The sequence below is a fragment of the Clostridium simiarum genome, from assembly GCF_018919175.1.
Taxonomy (GTDB): domain Bacteria; phylum Bacillota; class Clostridia; order Clostridiales; family Clostridiaceae; genus Clostridium_L; species Clostridium_L simiarum.
In genome coordinates this window covers 998,788-1,017,654 of record NZ_JAHLQL010000001.1, presented here as the reverse complement: position 1 = coordinate 1,017,654, position 18,867 = coordinate 998,788, and the positions used below count along the sequence as shown (strand labels likewise).

Here is an 18,867-nt window from a genome sequence, read left to right as displayed (position 1 = left end):
ATTATGAAAAAGGTAGGTATAGTTACTACATCAAGAGCTGATTTTGGATTATTATATCCAATTATAAAAGAAATTGATAAAAGTGAATTACTTGAAACCAAAGTAATTGCAACAGGATTACACTTACTTAAGGAACATGGAAATAGCATTAAACATGTTGAAAAGAAGTGTAAAAACGTTGATAAAATAGATTTATTTATGCCGAATATTGACAAGTTCACATTAGTAAAAAGTATAGGTATAGGATTTATATCTTTTTCTGAATACTTTAAAAACAATGATTTTGATGGAATAATTGTTCTAGGCGATAGAACTGAATTAATTGTTCCAGTGTATAGTGCAATGATTTGTGATATACCAATAATTCATATCTTTGGTGGAGATAGTATAGATAATTATGTTACTTATGATAACAATATAAGACACTGTATAACTAAGTTAGCAAATATTCATTTAGCAGCTACTAAGCAACATGCTGAGAGGATAAAAAAATTAGGTGAAGAGAATTGGAGAATATTTAATGTGGGTTCACCGGCTGTTGATTATATACGTAATTGCGATTATTTGGATAAAAAACAACTTCAAATGAAATTTACCAAAATTAATTTTAATAATCCTTATTGCGTATTAACATTTCATCCAGTTCCTACAGAAATAGATAGAATCAAAAATCAAATAGGTATTATAATAGAAAGCTTAAGAGAAAATAATATACAAGTTATTTGTACTAAACCAAACAACGATTTAGGATATGAGTATATATTAGAGGAGATAGAAAAAGAAGACTTTAACAATAAAAGTTTTTTACTAATTAACTCCATAAGTCAAGAAGAATATTATTCAATTCTTAAATATTCAGATTTTATGATAGGTAACTCATCAAGTGGAATATTAGAATCATCATCGTTTAAAATACCAAGTATAAATATAGGAAATAGACAATTAGGGAGAGTAAAAAGTGAAAATGTTATAGATATAAGTCATGATAAAAATGATATAATAAAAGCCATACAAAAATGTAGATATAATAATTTGTTTAAAGAATCTTGTAAGAAATGCAAAAACCCATATGGGGATGGAAATGCTGCTTACAAAATAGTTAAAATATTAGAAGACTTATTAGATAATAAAAATAAGTTGCTTATAAAAAAAATTACTTATTGAGGTGAAGAAATTGAGATTATCCATTGAAAAATATAAAATAGGGGATGAATACAGGATACTGGAATTATTTAATGAAGTATTTAAAAAGGAAATGAAATTAGAATATTGGACATGGAGGTATAATAGGAGTAGTAAAAGGTACATAAATTTAATGTGGGATGATAAAATTCTAGCAGGGCATTATGCTGTTTTTCCAATAAAAATTAAATACAATGGTAGTTTTATTGAATCGGGATTTTCTATGACTACCATGACGTCAAATAATTATAAAAAACTAGGGATATTTAAGACTTTAGCTAATCAGTTATATTTAGATTCATACAATGAATTGAAAATTATATGGGGATTCCCAAATAATAATTCATTGCATGGTTTCATTAAATACTTAGAATGGAACAACTTATTTGACGTTAATATGCTAAGGATTGATATTGAATTGATAGAACAAGAGTTGAAAAATAAATATAATTTTATTCATATGATTGATAAATTTACGAATGATTATAATGAGCTGTTTTCAGCAATATCTAATAAGTATGATTTTATAGTAAAAAGAGATGCGGATTATTTAAACTGGAGATTTATAAAAAATCCAGAGAATAAATATTATATATTAGAATATAGAGAAGATAATGTGCTTAAAGGATATTCTGTATATAAAATATATGAGGAAGAAAATATTTTGTATAGCGATATAGTAGATTTTTTAGCAATAAACAAATATGTATTCATAGAATTGATTAATAAAACCCTTATATGTATAAAAAAACATAGCGCTAAATTCGCAAATATATGGGTTACTGATTTAGAATATAAGAAACAATTGAGTGACATTGGATTTAAGGATAAAGGATTAACAACTCATTTTGGAATCTTAAAAAATGGGGAGATAGAAATATTAAAAGATAGCAAAAAGTATTATTTAACTATGTCTGATTCAGATGTATTTTAAAAAAGGAGCTTTTATTATGAGAGTCTTAGTAATTTCAGTTCATCCTGATGATGAAACCTTAGGTTGTGGAGGAACAATATTAAAACATACTAGAAATGGTGATGAGGTTTATTGGATGATAATTACAAAAACCGATAAAACTTTAGGGTTCAGTGAAAAATTTATAGAAGATAGAAAAGAGCAAATAAAAGCGGTAGCTAAAAAATATAAATTCAAATCTGTATTTGAATTAGATTTTTTAACAACTAAACTTCATGCTGTTGACTTTAACCAACTTATAGAGAAGATGTCTTTAGTCATAAATAAAATAAAACCTGAAATAATTTATATGAACAATAGGTCAGATATACATACAGATCACCAGATAGCAGCAAAGGCTATAATGAGTTGTACTAAAAGTTTTAGGTATCCCTTTATAAAGAAGATTTTAATGTATGAGTGTATTTCAGAAACAGAAATAGCTCCAGCACTACCAGAAAATTTATTTTTACATAATGTTTATTCAGATATAACAGAATTTATAGATGAAAAGTTAGAGATAATGAAAATATATAGTTCAGAAATTCAAGAAACACCACTTCCAAGAAGTTTGGATAATATAAAATCTCTTGCAAGATATAGAGGAGCTTCCTGTGGATGTAATTATGCGGAGTCTTTTATGTTAGTAAGAGAAGTTTTTTAAGAGGTAAGTTATGAAGAAAATAGTTCTTATAGGTGCTGGTGGTCACTGTAAAGTTATTATAGATATTATAAAGAGTGTTGATGAATACGAAATAGTAGGTATTACAGATAAAGTGGCTAAAGAAAATATATTAAGTATTCCTATAATAGGGGATGATAGTATATTAAAAAAGCTTTATGATGAAGGTGTACAATATGCTTTTATATCTATAGGTGCCATTAGGGATATGAGCATAAGGAATAGTATATATAAGAAGTTGAAAGATATAGGTTTTATTATTCCAGTGCTAATCCATAAAACTGCAATAGTTTCTACTTATTCTTATATTGAGGAAGGGACTTGCATCATGGCTGGGGCTATAGTAAATATAGGAGCTAATGTGGGGAAAAATTGTATAATAAATACTGGAAGTATAGTAGATCATGATTGTAAAATAGCACAGAATACTCATATATCACCTAATGTAGCCATCGCTGGTGGTGTTAGCATTGGCTTCAACACTCATATTGGAATAGGCAGTTCTGTAATTCAAGGCATAAGAATTGGGAACAACGTAACTGTTGGAGCTGGTGCGGTGGTTGTTAATGATGTAGAAGATAATTCTATAGTGGTTGGGATACCAGCTAAAGTAGTAAAGGTTAAAAAATAATTCAATAAGAGGAGAACTTGTATGGATTTAAAAGGGAAAAAAGTACTTGTTACTGGATCAGAAGGTTTTATAGGAAGTCACCTAACAGAAAAACTTGTAGAATTAGGAGCAGACGTAACAGCTCTTGTTCAATATAACTCATTTAATAATTGGGGTTGGATAGACACCTTTGATAAAAATATAATAAATAGCATTAAAGTTGTTACTGGAGACATTAGGGAATATGATGGGATGAAAAGAATTATAAAAGGTCAAGAAGTAGTATTTCATCTTGCGGCATTAATTGCTATTCCTTATTCCTATTTATCGCCTATGGCATATATAAGAACTAATGTAGAAGGAACCACTAATATTCTTGAAGCGTGTAGGGAATATGATGTCCAAAAAGTAGTGCATACATCTACTAGTGAAACTTATGGAACGGCTCTATATGTTCCTATAGATGAAAACCATCCTATGCAGGGTCAATCTCCTTATTCTGCATCAAAAATAGGAGCAGATAAGATAGCAGAGAGCTTTTATAAAAGCTTTAATCTTCCAGTAGCTACTATAAGACCTTTTAATACCTATGGGCCAAGACAGTCAGCAAGAGCAGTTATACCAACTATAATATCGCAAATTTTAGCAGGTAAAACTGAAATAAAGCTAGGCAGTTTAACTCCTACTAGAGACTTTAATTATGTAAAAGATACTGCAGAAGCATTTATAAAAGTAGCTGAAAGTGATAGAACTATTGGAAAAGTTATAAATGCAGGCTCTAACTATGAGATTTCAATAGGGGATACGGTTAAAAAGATTATTGAAATCATAGGTAAAGATGTAAAGATAATTTGTGATGATGAAAGAATTAGACCAGAAAATAGTGAAGTAAATAGATTATGGGCAGATAATACTAAGATTAAGGAATTAACGTATTGGGCACCTAAGTATAGTTTAGAGGATGGATTAAATGAAACTATAGAGTGGATAAAAAGAAATATGGAATATTTTAAAGCGGATATTTACAATGTTTAGAGGAGATTTGCTAATTAGCCTAAGTTTTTGATGCTTATTATGATAAAGCTAATAAGTTACCATAATACAATGTAATGATGCCACATATGACCTAAGAGAAAATTATCCAAATAGTTAATGAGATTTCAGTAAATAGAGAAGAATTGGAGTTGAGCATATGATACCGTTATGTATACCAAGAATAAAAGGAAATGAATGGAAGTACATAAAAGATTGCCTTGATACTAACTGGGTATCCTCAGTAGGATCTTATGTAAACAAATTTGAAAATGATTTTGCAAATTACTTAAAAGTTAGAAAAACAGTAGTTACAATGAATGGTACTGCAGCTTTAGAACTTGCGCTTAGAACGCTAGATATAGGAGTTGGAGATGAAGTTATAATACCTTCTCTAACCTTTATATCACCAGTAAATACTATAAAATATGTAGGAGCGGAACCGGTATTTGTGGATGTATGTAGAGATACTTGGGTTATAGATACAGAGAAAATAGAAGAAATGATAACTCCGAAAACAAAAGCAATTTTGCCTGTACAGATTTATGGACATCCAGCAGATATGGATAAAATTATGGAGATAGCAAAAAAGCATAACCTTTATGTAATAGAGGATGCTACTGAAAGCTTAGGATCTTTATATAAGGAAAAAGCTGTAGGAACTATAGGACATATAGGATGCTATTCTTTTAATGGTAATAAGCTTATAACTACGGGGGCAGGTGGAATGCTTGTAACTAATGATGAAAAACTAGGAGAAAGAGCAAAGTATTTATCCACCCAAACAAAAACAGTTTTAGAAAATGGTGGATTTTATCATGAAGAGATAGGTTATAATTTTAGAATGCCTAATTTACTTGCAGCTATGGGCTGTGCACAGTTAGAAAATATAGAGGAATATATAAAAATTAAAAGAGAGAATGCGAAATTTTATAATGAGCTTTTAAAAGATGTAAAAGGGATAACATTACCTGTAGAAAAAGAGGAAGTAAGAAATGTTTATTGGTTATATTCTGTTTTGGTGGAAGATGATTATCCTTTGACTAGGGATGAGCTTATATTTAAATTAAAAGAAAATGGAATAGAGGCTAGATCGTTTTTTATGCCAATACATGAAATGCCAACTTATAAGAATTGTAAATGTGGTGATATGAGGATTACCAATCAATTAGCTATTAAAGGTATAAATCTTCCAAGTTCAGTAGAATTGAGGAAAGAAGATGTTGAAAGTATTTGCAGTATAATAAGTAATTAGTAAATTAAAATATATTTTATTCAATAATTTAGAATGGAGATAGGTTATGGATAATAAGATAGAATTATTAAAAACTACTAGTGAATATATATTAAATTTAAAATATTCTATAGAACAAATCATAGAATATTTACAAAATGACAAGGAAGCAAAAGGTCTTTCACTAATAGGGGATGTAGCAAACAATTTAAGCTTGCTATTTGAAGCAATAGACAGTACTAAAGATTACCAAAAGCAAGAGATAAGCATAGAAGAATTAAATGAAAAGTTAAATGAAATAGTTGAAGCTATGGAAAATGGAGATACGATACTTATAGGTGATTTATTTCAATATGAATTGTTACCTATCCTGGATAATATACAAGAGATAATTAAGAAGTCTATAAAATAAATTTTTTTATTTGCAATATTCTAGTTAGGGGTGTGAAATATTGGCTGATAGCTATGAGATTGATGTTTTTACTCAAGAGAGCATATATAGTTATGAGGAAGATTCAAGTAATTTTAGTAGGAGTATGAAGGTTTATTTTTCTATACCGAAAAATGGAACTGATGAAGACACAGGATTATTACTATTAGTAGCTGGATTCGGAGGAAAGCCAACATCAAATGTTTATAAAAAAATGAGAGATAAACTTGCCGATGAATACAATTTAGTAACAGTACAGTGCGAATATTTTGGATATGAATTTATGCAATCACCTGAAAAAATATTAACACCTCATATAGAAAAAAAACAATTGAAAAATACTTTTACTTATGAAGAAATTGAAGAAATTTTTAAAAATGGAGTTTTTAATTTTGATGCTTTTCTAAATGTAGGAAGTAAATATAAGATAAATATGGACGTAACAACAGATTTGCATGAAGAAAATGTTAATAACTTTAATGATATGGGACTTCTTCAATGCACAGATAATTTAACAGCAGTATTAAACGTAATGAATATTTTATATGATAATAAGTATAGTTTTAATAGTAAAAAAACAATTATTTACGGACATTCTCATGGGGCATATTTAGCATATTTATGTAATGCTTTTGCTCCTAATTTATTTTCATTACTAATTGATAATTCAGCTTGGTTATATCCTGCTTATTTAAATGCTAACAGAGTTTTATATAAAGAAAATGGTAATTTAACTTTAAGCATTCACTTTGATTATATTGCAAAAAAAATAATTAAAGACACTGAATTATTAAATCTTTTTAATTTATATTCGCAATTTAGTAATAATTGTAACATAATTTCTTATCATGGAATTACGGATAATCTAGTTAGTTGTAGTGAAAAAAGCGATTTTTGTAATAAAATAAATTATTGTATGTATAATGAAATCTCTGAAAATGATGTAGATGATTTTGTATTTAAATCAACTAATCATGGATTAAATGCTGATTTTATAAAGTTATATAACTATACTATGAGTAATTTTAATATTAGTTTTGAAAAAGGTACTACGTTTGATTTACCAAGCAACTTAATATACACAACGACGAAATATAGATATATTATAAATTATGATAATGTAATTCCTAAGATAACTATTAAGGAAAAATGAAAGTTTTTAATTAAATTTATTTTAAAAGAAGGGACATGACATATGTTTTTCAATGATGATGCAAATAAACTAAAAAAAACAATTAATGGTAAGTTTGAACAAGGAGATCTAGAAGGTATAGAAGCTCTAATTAAGGAATATTCAGCTTTATGTCCTTATGATATAGATAGTTATTGCATGAGATCTATTTTATATTATTGTGAAGGTAGATATGACGAAGCAGAACAAGAAATAGAAAAAATAATAGATAAGGCACAGTTTAATTTTGATTTAAATTATAATTTGGCTCTTATTAGTTTTGCAAAGGGAGATTATGAAAAATCTTTAATTTACTATTGTAAAAGTTACTATCTAAGCAATAGTAAAGAATTATCTGAGTCTATTATGAAAAGTATAGATAGTTTTACTAAAGAGAACTTAATAGAGACAAATAAAATAGTTAGTATTATAAAATCTCAAAGAAATATATTTGAGCTTACATATACACGCTTTCCTAAAAAGGTAGAAAATGAAACTTATTTAGGGAATATGATTTTTGACAAAAATGAAAAAGAAGGATACTTTGTAGCTTTATACGATTATTATATGGCACAAAGAGATTCTATAGAATTAGAAAAAGTTAATGGATTAAATCATTTTTATAAATTAGAATGTTTATTTAGTAAAAAGATAAAGAATGAAAAGTTAGAAATTAACGAAAAACAAATAATACCAATATGTGTTAAAGAAACTGAAAGTGATGCAGTTATTTCGGTTAATGGACAAACATTTGATTTATCTAAAAATATGACTAATAGATTTTATTATTATCCTATAGATAGTGGAATATTTGAAGTAAATAGCAAAAAAGAATTAGTATTAGGAAATCCTATAATGGTAAAAAATAATTTAAATAAGAAAAAATTAGTTTTAAATATATTTGTTGATGGATTATCACAAAAGTTTTTAGAGGAAAAAGGAATTGAAAATTTAATGCCTAATACCTACAGCTACTTTAAAGAAGGTACTATTTGTAATAATGTACATGTTACAGGAGAATGGACATATGTAAATATGGCAAGCTTTTTTACAGGGGAATATATAACTAATCATGGAATGTTTCATCCTACTTTTAATGCTACTATTAGTGATAAAAAACCAATTTTAAGTGAATTGTTTAAAGAAGATGGTTACTTTACAGCTAAAATAGATGGAGATTGGAGAAGTGTACCTACCTACGGATATATTAGGGGGGTAGATAGATTTCTTTATCAACCAGCCGTAAGAGGAATGAATGCGGAGGAAGTTATAACAGAAACCATAGAACATATAGAGGCTTTTAAAGATCTAAATAAATTCTTATGGATATGTCTAAGTGACCTTCATGATATTCCAGATGAATTTGAAGGAAGGCTTGTAACCCAAGTAAATGATGATATTTCAAATAGAGTATTTAATTCTAGTGATGGCACTACCAGTGTAAGGAAGGGTTTTGACAAAAAGAAAATAGGTAGGTATGAAAATCAAATAAAGAGATTGGATATTTATTTAGGGATTTTATTTAATTACTTAGAAAAAAACTTCAAAGATGAAGAAATATTAATAAGCTTAATATCAGATCATGGACAAGGTTTTTTAATACCAGAAGGTAAGGCTTTCTTATCCGAGGAAAGATCAAAGGTTCCCTTTATGTTTAGAGGTAAAAATATAAGTAAGGGTATTTGTGATGAGCTAATAGAGGGTATAGATTTACTACCTATACTATTAAGAGAATCTGATGTAAATTATGAAGATAATAGGGATTCAAATTTACCAAAATATTTTGGTGGAGCTAAGGAAAGAGAGTACACATATACTGAATCAATTTTCCCTGGAAGCACTTATAAAGTAGCTATTAATGATAAGAAGCATGAATTTATTTTTGAAACAGAAGGTATAGTTGGTCAGGATGGACGCTTTACCGTGGGGGATTATAAATGTACATTGTTAAATAAATCTAATGGTAGAGAAGAGTCTAAAGAATATAGTGATAAAATAAAAGATTTTTTGATGATTATATTTGATCATATAAAACAAAATATAATTTTTTAATATTTAAAGATTATGCAGAAAGTTAAACATTATGTTAGATAATACATAGTGATTATGATATAAAATCAGATATAGAAAATATTGATACGAGATAAGTTAAAAAGAATATAAGCAATAACTAGATTAAAGTTTTAGTGTGAAATCTAATTATTTTTAATTATAGAATGTTAGGGTAAAGTTTTGAATTTCCTCTACGATAAGTAAAGAAGTAAAAGATAATATAAAAACGGAGTTGATTGTATGAGACTTACTCACAACCTTATGTCTTTAAATGTGTATAGAAGTTATAATAAAAGTTTAAATGAGCAAAGTAAATCTATGGGGAAGATATCTAGTGGAGATAAGATTGCAAGGAGTATGGATGATCCTGTAGGAATGGGTCAAAGAGAGTATATGAGAATGCAACTTAGAGGTCTTCAAATGGCCCAAAAAAACATGCAGGATGGTATAAGCATGCTTCAAGCTGCAGAAGGAGGTCTTGATAGTATAACCTCAGCTTTAAATAGAATAAGAGAACTTACTGTTTCTGCTGGAGGAGCTAAAGAGGGTGATGATAAGGCTTCAATACAGGCTGAAATAGATCAAATGATTAAATCTATAGATACTGTAGCTAAGGGAACGGAATTTAATGGAGTTAAACTTTTGGCTAATGAAGATCCGAGTTTAAATCATATTAGAATGGCTTCTGGTTCTAATGTGGGAGATTCATTAAATATCCCTATGAATAATCTAACTAGCGATAATCTAACTGATAAAACGGGCGCTAAATCTATAAAAGATATAAGTGGAATGATAGCTTCTGGAAAAATTGGAGAGGCATTAGATATGACGGATGCAGCCCTTGATAAGGTTCTATCTGTAAGAAGCAAATACGGCGCCCTTCAAAATAGAATGGAATCACTTTATAATATACAAGAAGAAAATTCTTTGCTTATAGAAAGAGCGGATAGCAATATTGGCGATGCAGATATTGCAGAAGAGATGATGGGTTTAGCAAAGCATAATTTATTAGTAGAAGCTGGTAATGCTATGATGGTACAAACCAATAGACTTCCTCAGGATGTTCTTCGTGTTTTGGAAAGAGTAAGATAGATAAGTTAATAGAAATAACCCTATATAAGAGATTGGATTCTCCTATATAGGGTTATTTCTGTTTTAAAAATTACTTAAATACATTAAGGGATTTTAATTATACAAAATGTATAATATCTAAATAATATAGCTAAATTTTTAAAATTTTAATTTTACTATCTTTTATTAGAAAAAACCTATAAACTGATTAAATAAATACAACAAATTTTTTAATGTTTTGACCTAAATTTTATTTGACTATTTTGTTAATATTTGCTATATTAATTATTGACATATTATATTATTTTTAATTAAGATTCAACAATATATTAAACATTGATATTAACCTAAAAATATGTACTTACAAAAAATATTTAACGAAAATTTTAAATATATTATAGCAAAAAGCTAATATAAAGATTATAATATAACATAAGGTGATGATTATTTGGTTTTTTTTCAATTTTGTGACTGTATTATATATTATTTTCCAATGAATACTTTTACATAGTTAATAAATATTATTGGCATTTTATTGTGTTATTTTTCGGATGAATTTGATATAATATGTTATATATTGAATTAAATACACTGAGGATCAAGGAGTTGAATTGAATGAAGGTTTCCTTAATACCAAAGAATGAAAATTATGATACTGTAAAAAAGGCTTTAGATGCCGCTTCTCTAAGAGGAAAAACCATAGCGAATAATATGACCAATTTAAATACAAAAGGTTACAAAAGACGTGCAGTGAAGTTTGAAGAAACATTAAATGAAAATTTTGATGGATTTAAACTTAAAGTGACAAATGAAAAGCATATGGATGGTGGACAGGCTCCAGGAGAGATTCAAGTTGTAGAGGATAGGAGCTCTAGTATGAGGGAGGATGGAAACAATGTGGACATTGATAATGAAAAGGTAAATCAAGCGGCAAACACATTGATGTTTAATACCTTAGTCACACAGGCTAATAACAAGCTTTCTAACCTGAGATATGTTATAACTGGAGGGGGAAGATAATTATGAGTAATTTTAGAGCTATGAGGATAACAGCCAGTGGACTTTCAGCAGAAAGACTTAGGATGGATACTATTGCCTCAAATATAACAAATGCTAGAACTACAAGAGGAGAAGATGGAAAGCCTTATGTTAGGAAAGTAGCTGTTTTTCAAAGTTATATTAATGATCAATTAAGTAAGGATTCAAATAAGGGAGAGGACCTTATGGGAGTTAAGGCTGTAGGTGTATTAGAGGATAATAGTCCTTTAAGAAGGGTATATGAACCTTCACATCCAGATGCAGATGAAGAAGGTTATGTAACTATGCCAAATGTTAATGTATTAAATGAATTTGCAGATATGATAGCGGCTTCCCGCTCTTATGAAGCTAATGTAGATACGTTAAATGCCATGAAGAGCATGTATGTCAAAGCATTAGAAATTGGTAGATAGGAGAATTAATTATGAGGATTAATGAGTTTGTTCCAGATAGTCGAATTTTCGACAGTATTGGCGTCAAGGCAGAGGAAAATAATGAGAGTGGTGGAGAAAGTTTTCTAGATGTTCTGAAAAAAGGTATAAATGAGGTTAATGATAAACATATTTTAGCAGACGATATGACAGATGGATACATAAAAGGTGATGACATAGAAGTACATAAGGTTATGTTGGCCACAGAAGAAGCTAAGCTATCCTTGCAGATGGCAGTGCAGATTAGAAATAAGCTTGTTGAGGCTTATCAGGAAATAAATAGAATGCAGTTATAGTTAGTGAGGAGTGCGAGGGATGGAGAAGCTTAAAGAAAGCTTAAGGAAGGTGCTAGATAAGCTTAAAAGCATGAAGCTTGGTACTAAAATTGCCTTAGGAGTATCCTTGGTAGCCTTCATAGGAGCTATGATATTCTTAGGGGTTTACATGAAGTCTAATAAATATGGGCTATTGTTTTCTAACTTAGATCCAGGTGATGCTAAGGTAGTAACAGAAAAGCTTAAGGAAAAAAAGGTTGACACGGACATACGAGGAAATTCTATTTATGTTCCAAAAGATATGGTAGATGGACTTAGGTTAGAGCTTACTTCGGAGATGTCGAATGGAAGTAAAGGTTACGAACTTTTAGATCAAGGAAATTCCTTTGGAATGACTGATGACGAATTTAAAGTAAAGAAACAAAGAATGCTACAGGGAGAAATAGAGAAAACTATAAAGAGTTTTCCGCAAATTCAAAGTGCTAGAGTGCATTTGACCCCTGCACAGGATTCTGTTTTTGTAAAGGACTCAAAGCCAGGAAAGGCTGCAGTTTACCTTCAACTTAAGCAAGGAGAAAAATTAGAAGTAGAACAGGTTAAAGCAATAGTTTCATTAGTATCTGGTGCTACTCAAAATATTCCTAAAGAAAGTGTAGAGGTAATAGATGATAAGATGAATCTATTATCTAGAGATATATTTGATGAAGCGGCTATAGCCACAGGAGCTTTAGATAAGAATAGGCAGGCAGAACTTGAATATGAATCCAAGCTTGAAAAAGCCGTTTTAAGTATGCTAGAGCCAGTTATAGGAAATGGTAAGGTTAAGGTTAAGGTTAATTCAGATTTAGATTTTGATGCTGTACAAAAGACTGTAACAACCCCAGATCCTAATAAAGTTCCTGTAAGTGAATCTTCTTCAAGAGAAACTAATTCATCAGCAGGAGGAAGAGTTGGGCAAAGTCCTGTAGACAATAATATGAATAATACTATTGCTGATGCTAATGGTAATACAACAAGTTCAAAAGAAGAAACAAAGACTAATTACGAAGTAGGAAAAACTGAAGTTAAAACAATTACAGCTCCAGGAGAAGTAAGAAGACTTACTGCTTCGGTGGTTGTAGATGGTAATTTAGACCCAAGGACTGAAGAGAGTGTTAAAGATTTAGTAGCCAACGCTATTGGATATAAAGCAGATAGGGGAGATGGTATAAGCGTTGTAGGTATGACCTTTGACCCAACTCTGAAGGATAATGCTAAGAAAGAATTAGAGGACATGGAAAAGCAAGCAGCGCAGCAGAAGAAAATGAAGCTTTATAGAACTATAGGTATAGCTCTAACGGCTCTTTTAGCTGTTATAGTCCTTATGATTGTACTTAGAAAAGGTAGGAAAAAGGATGATGAAGAAGAATTAGGTGGACTAGATGTGGTTATAGGAGATAACGTAGCGCCTAAGGAAACAGTGGAGTTTGCTCCTATTGAATTTGAAGTAAATGATGAAAGAACTCATATTGAAAAAGAAATTAAAAAATACGCCAGTGAGAAACCTGATCAAGTTATTGATATAGTTAAATCATGGATTGCAGAGGATGAGAGGTGATATAAGTGCCAAGAGATAATGACAAACTTACAGGAGTTCAAAAGGCGGCTATACTTTTCATTACTCTAGGTCCAGAAGCTTCTGCTGGTATAATAAAGAGGTTGCCGGAAGCCGAAATACAAAAGATAACTTATGAAATAGCAAATATAACTTCCGTAAAGCAAGATCAAAGGCAAGATATACTACAAGAATTTATAGAGATGAATAAGGCTAGAGACTATCTATTAGAAGGTGGAATTGAATATGCTAAAAACCTTTTAGGTAAGGCCTTAGGGCCACAAAGAGCAAAGGAAATATTAGATAAGGTAACTGAAGCTACTCAGCAATATAGGCCATTTGCTATTGCTAGAAAGGCAGATGCTCATCAACTTATGAATGTTATATCTAATGAGCATCCACAGACCATAGCTCTTATACTTTGCTACCTTCAAACAGATAAGGCAGGACAACTTTTGTCTTCTTTGTCAGAGGATGTGCAAAGTGAAGTTGCTTATAGAGTTGCTACTATGAGTAACACTTCACCTATGGTTATAAAGGAAATAGAGAAGGTTTTAGATAGTAAGCTATCTTCAGTTGTAAGATCTGATATGACTGTAATAGGTGGAGTACAAACTCTTGTAGATATTCTTAATCAAGTGGATAGAACCACAGAGAAGAATATTACAGAAAATCTTGAACGTGAAGATCCAGAACTTGCTGAAAAGGTTAAGGAGTCCATGTTTGTATTCGAGGATATTATATCTTTAGACGATGTATCTATCCAAAGAATTTTAAGAGAAGTAGAGGTAAAAGATTTAGCTATGGCTCTTAAAGGCTGTTCAGAAGAAGTGGCTGGTTGTATTTTTAGAAATCAATCTAAGAGAGCGGCTGCTTCATTGAAAGAAGACATGGAGTTCTTAGGACCTGTAAGGCTTATGGATGTTGAAAAATCTCAACAAAAAATTGTTGCTGTAATAAGAAGACTGGATGAGGCTGGAGAAATAGTTATAGCGAGAGGTGGAGAAGATGCCATCGTTGTATAGGGTTATTAAGAACCTGGAAGTAAAAGATAATGGAGAAAAATTAATAGATACTGACTATGATAGAGAAGTTACTGAAACTGCTGAGACTATAACTGTAGACAGTAATGTTTTGGAAAGTTATGAGTCTATAGGTCGATCTATTTTAGAAAAAGCAAAGATTCAAAGGGAAAAGATATTGCAGCTTGCCTATGAAGAGGCTAGTAATATAGAAAAAGATGCCTATGAAAAGGCCTATAAAGAAGGCTATGAAAAAGGCTATGAAGATTCTTATGAAGTTCATATGGAAAAGGCTATAAAAGAATCAGATTTAATTTTAGATAAAAGCAGAGCAGAAGCTAGTACCATAGTTGGAAGTGCTAGAGAAAATTTCGAAAATTATCTAACTTCAAAGAAAGAAGAAATATTAAATTTATCCTATGAAATAGCTAAGGTTATATTAAAAAAGGAGCTTTCAAAAGATGAGGGTTTAGATAGTATACTTTTAGAGGTTCTAAAGCAGCATAGAGAAAGCAAAACTTTTATAATAAAGTGTAATGAGAAGTATGTAGCTCATATAAGAGAGGCTATTCCAAAATGGAAAAGTGAATTTGCCATACAAGGGGATATATTTGTCATAAGAGATGATGTGATGGAAGAGGGTAATGCTCTTATAGAGAAAGACAATGGTATGCTCATGGTAGGTATAGATACTGGGCTTAAAAATATTAAAAAGGAGCTTTATTAGTTCTTATAAGATAAGGGAGATAATATGCTTCAAATTGATTTCGATAAAATAACAAATAAAATCAAACAGTGTGAAACTTTTTATGCTGAAGGTAAAGTTAAAAAAGTTATAGGTCTTACCGTAGAAGTAGAAGGTATAAGAGCCTTTGTAGGAGAGCTTTGCACTATATATAATGAAAGAAATACTCCCATATCCTGTGAGGTAGTTGGTTTTAGAGAGGATAATGTTATACTAATGCCTCTAGGAGAGCTAATAGGTATTGCGCCGGGATGTAAAGTTGTACCGGAAGGAAAGCCTTTAAGTGTTATATGTAGTGATGATTTGTTTGGCAAGGTTCTCGATGGTCTTGGTAATCCCTTAGAAGGTGAAGAACTTTTAAAAGGTGAATACTACGCCCTAGATAAAGAGCCACCAGACCCTTTAAAACGGAGAAGAATAAAAGAAGTACTTCCTACTGGAGTAAGAGCTATAGATGGTTTTTTAACCTGTGGAGAGGGACAGAGAATAGGTATATTTGCAGGCTCTGGGGTGGGTAAAAGCACCACCCTAGGCATGATAGCCAGATATGCTGAGGCTGATGTTAATGTTATTGCTCTTATAGGAGAAAGAGGTAGGGAGGTTCTGGATTTTATAGAAAAAGATCTTGGAGAGGAAGGGCTTAAAAAGTCTGTAATAGTTTGCGCTACCTCAGATAAACCTGCACTAATAAGGCTTAAAGGAGCTTTTACAGCTACAGCTATAGCAGAGTACTTTAGAGATCAAGGCAAGAAGGTAATTCTTATGATGGATTCTGTTACAAGGTTTGCTATGGCTCAAAGAGAAGTAGGTTTAGCAATTGGAGAACCACCTGCAACCAAGGGATATACTCCTTCTGTATTTGCTATGTTACCAAGGCTTATGGAGAGATCAGGTATGTCGGATAAAGGTTCTATAACTGCTTTTTATACTGTTTTAGTTGATGGTGATGATTTTAATGAGCCTATAGCTGATGCTGTTAGAGGTATATTGGATGGACACATAGTACTTTCTAGATCTCTAGCTCACAAAAATCATTATCCAGCTATAGACATATTAAATAGTGTAAGTAGACTTATGCCAGAAATTGCTTCAGATGATCATAAAAATGTAGCTTCATTTGCGAGAGATCTTCTCGCTACCTATAAGGATTCAGAAGATCTTATAAATATAGGAGCCTATGCAAAGGGAAGTAACAAAAAAGTAGACATGGCTATAAAATACAATGATGTTTTAAGTGGGTATTTAAAACAAGGAATGAAGGAGCAAACAGATTTTAATAATAGTATCGAAAGACTATTAGCTATGTTTAGAGGGTAATTGAGGAAGGAGTAATACATAATGGCCTCATTTAATTTTAGACTCCAAAAACTTTTGGATATAAGACAACAAAAAGAAGAAGAAAGTAAAAGATATTTTAAAGAGGCTCAAAGTGCGAAAGATAAGGTAGAAAATGACCTAAATGAAATGAAGGGAAACTATCAAAAGTACAATACTATTATAAATTCAGAGGGCCTAATAGAACAAAAGATAAGAAAAAATTATCTTCAAGCTTTAAACCTTTCAATAAATGAAAAAACAGTAGAACTAGATAAAAAAATAATTATTTTAGAAAACAAAAGAGAAGATTTAAAACAAAAGCAAATAGACAGAAAAACCGTAGAGATATTAAAAGAGAAAAAAAGGATGGAATTTATGGATATACAAAACCATATAGAGCAAGCTCAAAATGATGAATTTGCTCTATATGCACATATTAGAAAAACTGAAAGGAGGTGAAATAAGTGATAGAAGGATTAAATACAAAAGACATTTATAACTACTCTAAAGATCAAAAGAGTAACTCTACAGAAAAAAAATCTAAGAACAGTATTTTTCAGAAAGAATTAGGTTTTGCAAAAAAGAATTTAGCATTTAACGAGAATAGGTTAAAACAAAACTCTATAGACAATGCTAAGAAATTTGAGCATAAGGATATAATGAAAGACTCAAAATATTCTATTGAGGATAAAAATGCCAAGGGAAACAATTTAAATCCTAAGGTTACTGATAACTCAATAGATAAGAGCACATCCACTAAAGACAAGCTATCTAGTAATGTAAATAATTTAAAAGACGATGTAAATTCTTTGAAAAAAGCTTTATCCAATTTAGAAGAAGAGGGTTTAGATGAAGATGTTAAAGGTTATGTAAAGAACTTAATTAGCAATTCATCTGTTCTTATGCAGATTTTAGATTTATTAAATAAGGATAATAAAAATCCTTTAGAGTTAATAGAGAATCTTATGAATTCTATATCTACTGAAGAAATGGGATCAGAAAATTTAAATGAATTATTTCAAACACAAGATTTAACATCTATAAGACAATCTTTAAACAGCATTGTTGAATTATTAGATAAAGTTTCAGAAGAAGACTTTAAACTAGTAGATGAATTAAATTTAAATAAATCAGATATGAAGGTTTTAAATAGTTTAATTTCAGAAGAATATCCTAATGGAAATAACCTTAAAGATATAGTAAATAGATTATATAATCTTTCATTAGAAGAAGACTCTAAATTGGAATTAGAACCTAAATTAGAGCTAAATCCAGATATGGAAACAGAGATAAAAGAAAACTCCAATAGAAAATCTGAAGAATCATTAAGCTTATTTAGTGGAGTTAATAAATCTTCTGAAAACTCTAATAAAGATAAGAAGCTAGTTATGGAAGAGGATCAATGGAACTTATCTTCAGGTAGTAAAGATGAAGATAAAGAATTAAACCTATTAAAGAATTTAATAGGAGATAAAGAACCGAAAGATTTTACCAAGGCTTTCATGCTAAACCAAAGTCTTATTCAAGAGAATATACCTGTAGAGATACCAGGAAAAGAAGCCTTAGTAGTTAATAAGGCTACTGTGGTTCAGGATATAATAAAATCTGTAAAATTCATGGAAAATAACAACATGAAGGAACTTACTGTTAAAATATATCCTAAGGAATTGGGACAAATGGTTATAACTCTTGTACTAGAATCTGATAGGATGAATGCAAAGATCATGGCAAGCAATAAGGAAGCTTATAATCTTTTGAATTCTAACTTAAAAGATCTTAAAAATGGACTTTTAGATATAAACCTAAGAGTAGATGACATTCAAGTAGGAATATATGCTGAAGATTTTATGTCTTATTCAAACTTACCTCAAGGATTCGCTGGTGGTGAATTTCAGCAAGATAAGTCTAGAACTTCAGGACAAGTTAGAGATATAAATTCTGCATCAGATGAAGCTTTGCTTGAAGATAGCAATGAAACTATAGAAGATGGAACTATAAATATTCTAGCTTAAAATAACTTTTAGAGGAG

General features: G+C 30.1%; 19 protein-coding genes. All 19 read left to right on the top strand.

Features of this window, described 5'->3' with window-relative positions; all coding sequences use genetic code 11:
- The first annotated feature begins 3 nt into the window (after positions 1-3).
- The 19 genes from neuC to KQI89_RS17990 all read left to right on the top strand — a co-directional run bounded on the left by neuC (position 4) and on the right by KQI89_RS17990 (position 18,850).
- Positions 4-1,164 carry a UDP-N-acetylglucosamine 2-epimerase gene (gene neuC / locus KQI89_RS04895; protein WP_216456128.1) on the top strand — a complete coding sequence of 387 codons (1,161 nt, stop codon included), beginning with the start codon at positions 4-6 and terminating at the stop codon, positions 1,162-1,164.
- Between the two features lie 10 nt (positions 1,165-1,174).
- Positions 1,175-2,116, top strand: coding sequence for a GNAT family N-acetyltransferase (locus tag KQI89_RS04890; RefSeq protein ID WP_216456127.1), 942 nt, complete (start codon positions 1,175-1,177; stop codon positions 2,114-2,116).
- 16 nt (positions 2,117-2,132) lie between these two features.
- Positions 2,133-2,798: a PIG-L deacetylase family protein gene (locus tag KQI89_RS04885; protein WP_216456126.1), complete on the top strand. Its 666-nt coding sequence runs from the start codon at positions 2,133-2,135 to the stop codon at positions 2,796-2,798.
- A gap of 10 nt (positions 2,799-2,808) precedes the next feature.
- Positions 2,809-3,447 carry an acetyltransferase gene (locus tag KQI89_RS04880; RefSeq protein WP_216456125.1) on the top strand — a complete coding sequence of 213 codons (639 nt, stop codon included), beginning with the start codon at positions 2,809-2,811 and terminating at the stop codon, positions 3,445-3,447.
- Positions 3,448-3,468: 21 nt separating this feature from the next.
- On the top strand, positions 3,469-4,461 hold the full coding sequence (locus KQI89_RS04875) for an NAD-dependent 4,6-dehydratase LegB (RefSeq protein ID WP_216456124.1): 993 nt from the start codon (positions 3,469-3,471) through the stop codon (positions 4,459-4,461).
- 157 nt (positions 4,462-4,618) lie between these two features.
- The gene (locus tag KQI89_RS04870; RefSeq protein WP_216456123.1) at positions 4,619-5,713 is read left to right on the top strand and encodes a LegC family aminotransferase; all 1,095 of its coding nucleotides are present in this window, start codon (positions 4,619-4,621) and stop codon (positions 5,711-5,713) included.
- A gap of 46 nt (positions 5,714-5,759) precedes the next feature.
- Positions 5,760-6,104 (top strand): DUF8042 domain-containing protein, encoded by a 345-nt coding sequence (locus KQI89_RS04865; RefSeq protein ID WP_216456122.1) that lies wholly within the window; start codon positions 5,760-5,762, stop codon positions 6,102-6,104.
- A 40-nt stretch (positions 6,105-6,144) separates the two neighbouring features.
- Positions 6,145-7,275, top strand: coding sequence for a DUF2920 family protein (locus tag KQI89_RS04860; protein WP_216456121.1), 1,131 nt, complete (start codon positions 6,145-6,147; stop codon positions 7,273-7,275).
- Positions 7,276-7,317: 42 nt separating this feature from the next.
- Entirely contained in the window at positions 7,318-9,345 is a 2,028-nt protein-coding gene (locus KQI89_RS04855) for a sulfatase-like hydrolase/transferase (RefSeq protein WP_216456120.1), read from the top strand.
- 240 nt (positions 9,346-9,585) lie between these two features.
- Entirely contained in the window at positions 9,586-10,437 is an 852-nt protein-coding gene (locus KQI89_RS04850) for a flagellin (protein ID WP_216456119.1), read from the top strand.
- 594 nt (positions 10,438-11,031) lie between these two features.
- Positions 11,032-11,436, top strand: a complete 405-nt coding sequence (flgB, locus tag KQI89_RS04845; RefSeq protein ID WP_216456118.1) for a flagellar basal body rod protein FlgB — start codon at positions 11,032-11,034, stop codon at positions 11,434-11,436.
- Positions 11,437-11,438: 2 nt separating this feature from the next.
- Positions 11,439-11,867, top strand: coding sequence for a flagellar basal body rod protein FlgC (gene flgC / locus KQI89_RS04840; protein WP_032121976.1), 429 nt, complete (start codon positions 11,439-11,441; stop codon positions 11,865-11,867).
- An 11-nt stretch (positions 11,868-11,878) separates the two neighbouring features.
- On the top strand, positions 11,879-12,181 hold the full coding sequence (gene fliE / locus KQI89_RS04835; RefSeq protein WP_216456117.1) for a flagellar hook-basal body complex protein FliE: 303 nt from the start codon (positions 11,879-11,881) through the stop codon (positions 12,179-12,181).
- A 19-nt stretch (positions 12,182-12,200) separates the two neighbouring features.
- Positions 12,201-13,757, top strand: coding sequence for a flagellar basal-body MS-ring/collar protein FliF (fliF, locus tag KQI89_RS04830; protein ID WP_216456116.1), 1,557 nt, complete (start codon positions 12,201-12,203; stop codon positions 13,755-13,757).
- 5 nt (positions 13,758-13,762) lie between these two features.
- A complete protein-coding gene (gene fliG / locus KQI89_RS04825) occupies positions 13,763-14,779 on the top strand; it encodes a flagellar motor switch protein FliG (RefSeq protein ID WP_032121973.1) in 1,017 nt (338 codons plus the stop codon).
- Positions 14,763-15,503, top strand: coding sequence for a FliH/SctL family protein (locus tag KQI89_RS04820; protein ID WP_216456115.1), 741 nt, complete (start codon positions 14,763-14,765; stop codon positions 15,501-15,503). Before fliG ends, KQI89_RS04820 begins: the two co-directional genes overlap by 17 nt.
- Positions 15,504-15,527: 24 nt before the next feature.
- Positions 15,528-16,838 (top strand): flagellar protein export ATPase FliI, encoded by a 1,311-nt coding sequence (gene fliI, locus KQI89_RS04815; RefSeq protein ID WP_216456114.1) that lies wholly within the window; start codon positions 15,528-15,530, stop codon positions 16,836-16,838.
- A gap of 21 nt (positions 16,839-16,859) precedes the next feature.
- Positions 16,860-17,297, top strand: coding sequence for a flagellar export protein FliJ (gene fliJ / locus KQI89_RS04810; protein WP_032121970.1), 438 nt, complete (start codon positions 16,860-16,862; stop codon positions 17,295-17,297).
- A 5-nt stretch (positions 17,298-17,302) separates the two neighbouring features.
- Entirely contained in the window at positions 17,303-18,850 is a 1,548-nt protein-coding gene (locus KQI89_RS17990) for a flagellar hook-length control protein FliK (RefSeq protein ID WP_216456113.1), read from the top strand.
- Positions 18,851-18,867 lie beyond the last annotated feature (17 nt).

Coding starts and splice junctions, on each gene's coding strand:
- KQI89_RS04850 (WP_216456119.1), top strand. CDS start 9,586: ATGAGACTTACTCACAACCTTATGTCTTTAAATGTGTATAGAAGTTAT.
- KQI89_RS04865 (WP_216456122.1), top strand. CDS start 5,760: ATGGATAATAAGATAGAATTATTAAAAACTACTAGTGAATATATATTA.
- fliF (WP_216456116.1), top strand. CDS start 12,201: ATGGAGAAGCTTAAAGAAAGCTTAAGGAAGGTGCTAGATAAGCTTAAA.
- fliE (WP_216456117.1), top strand. CDS start 11,879: ATGAGGATTAATGAGTTTGTTCCAGATAGTCGAATTTTCGACAGTATT.
- neuC (WP_216456128.1), top strand. CDS start 4: ATGAAAAAGGTAGGTATAGTTACTACATCAAGAGCTGATTTTGGATTA.
- KQI89_RS04885 (WP_216456126.1), top strand. CDS start 2,133: ATGAGAGTCTTAGTAATTTCAGTTCATCCTGATGATGAAACCTTAGGT.
- KQI89_RS04870 (WP_216456123.1), top strand. CDS start 4,619: ATGATACCGTTATGTATACCAAGAATAAAAGGAAATGAATGGAAGTAC.
- KQI89_RS04880 (WP_216456125.1), top strand. CDS start 2,809: ATGAAGAAAATAGTTCTTATAGGTGCTGGTGGTCACTGTAAAGTTATT.
- KQI89_RS04875 (WP_216456124.1), top strand. CDS start 3,469: ATGGATTTAAAAGGGAAAAAAGTACTTGTTACTGGATCAGAAGGTTTT.
- flgB (WP_216456118.1), top strand. CDS start 11,032: ATGAAGGTTTCCTTAATACCAAAGAATGAAAATTATGATACTGTAAAA.
- fliI (WP_216456114.1), top strand. CDS start 15,528: ATGCTTCAAATTGATTTCGATAAAATAACAAATAAAATCAAACAGTGT.
- flgC (WP_032121976.1), top strand. CDS start 11,439: ATGAGTAATTTTAGAGCTATGAGGATAACAGCCAGTGGACTTTCAGCA.
- KQI89_RS04855 (WP_216456120.1), top strand. CDS start 7,318: ATGTTTTTCAATGATGATGCAAATAAACTAAAAAAAACAATTAATGGT.
- KQI89_RS04820 (WP_216456115.1), top strand. CDS start 14,763: ATGCCATCGTTGTATAGGGTTATTAAGAACCTGGAAGTAAAAGATAAT.
- fliJ (WP_032121970.1), top strand. CDS start 16,860: ATGGCCTCATTTAATTTTAGACTCCAAAAACTTTTGGATATAAGACAA.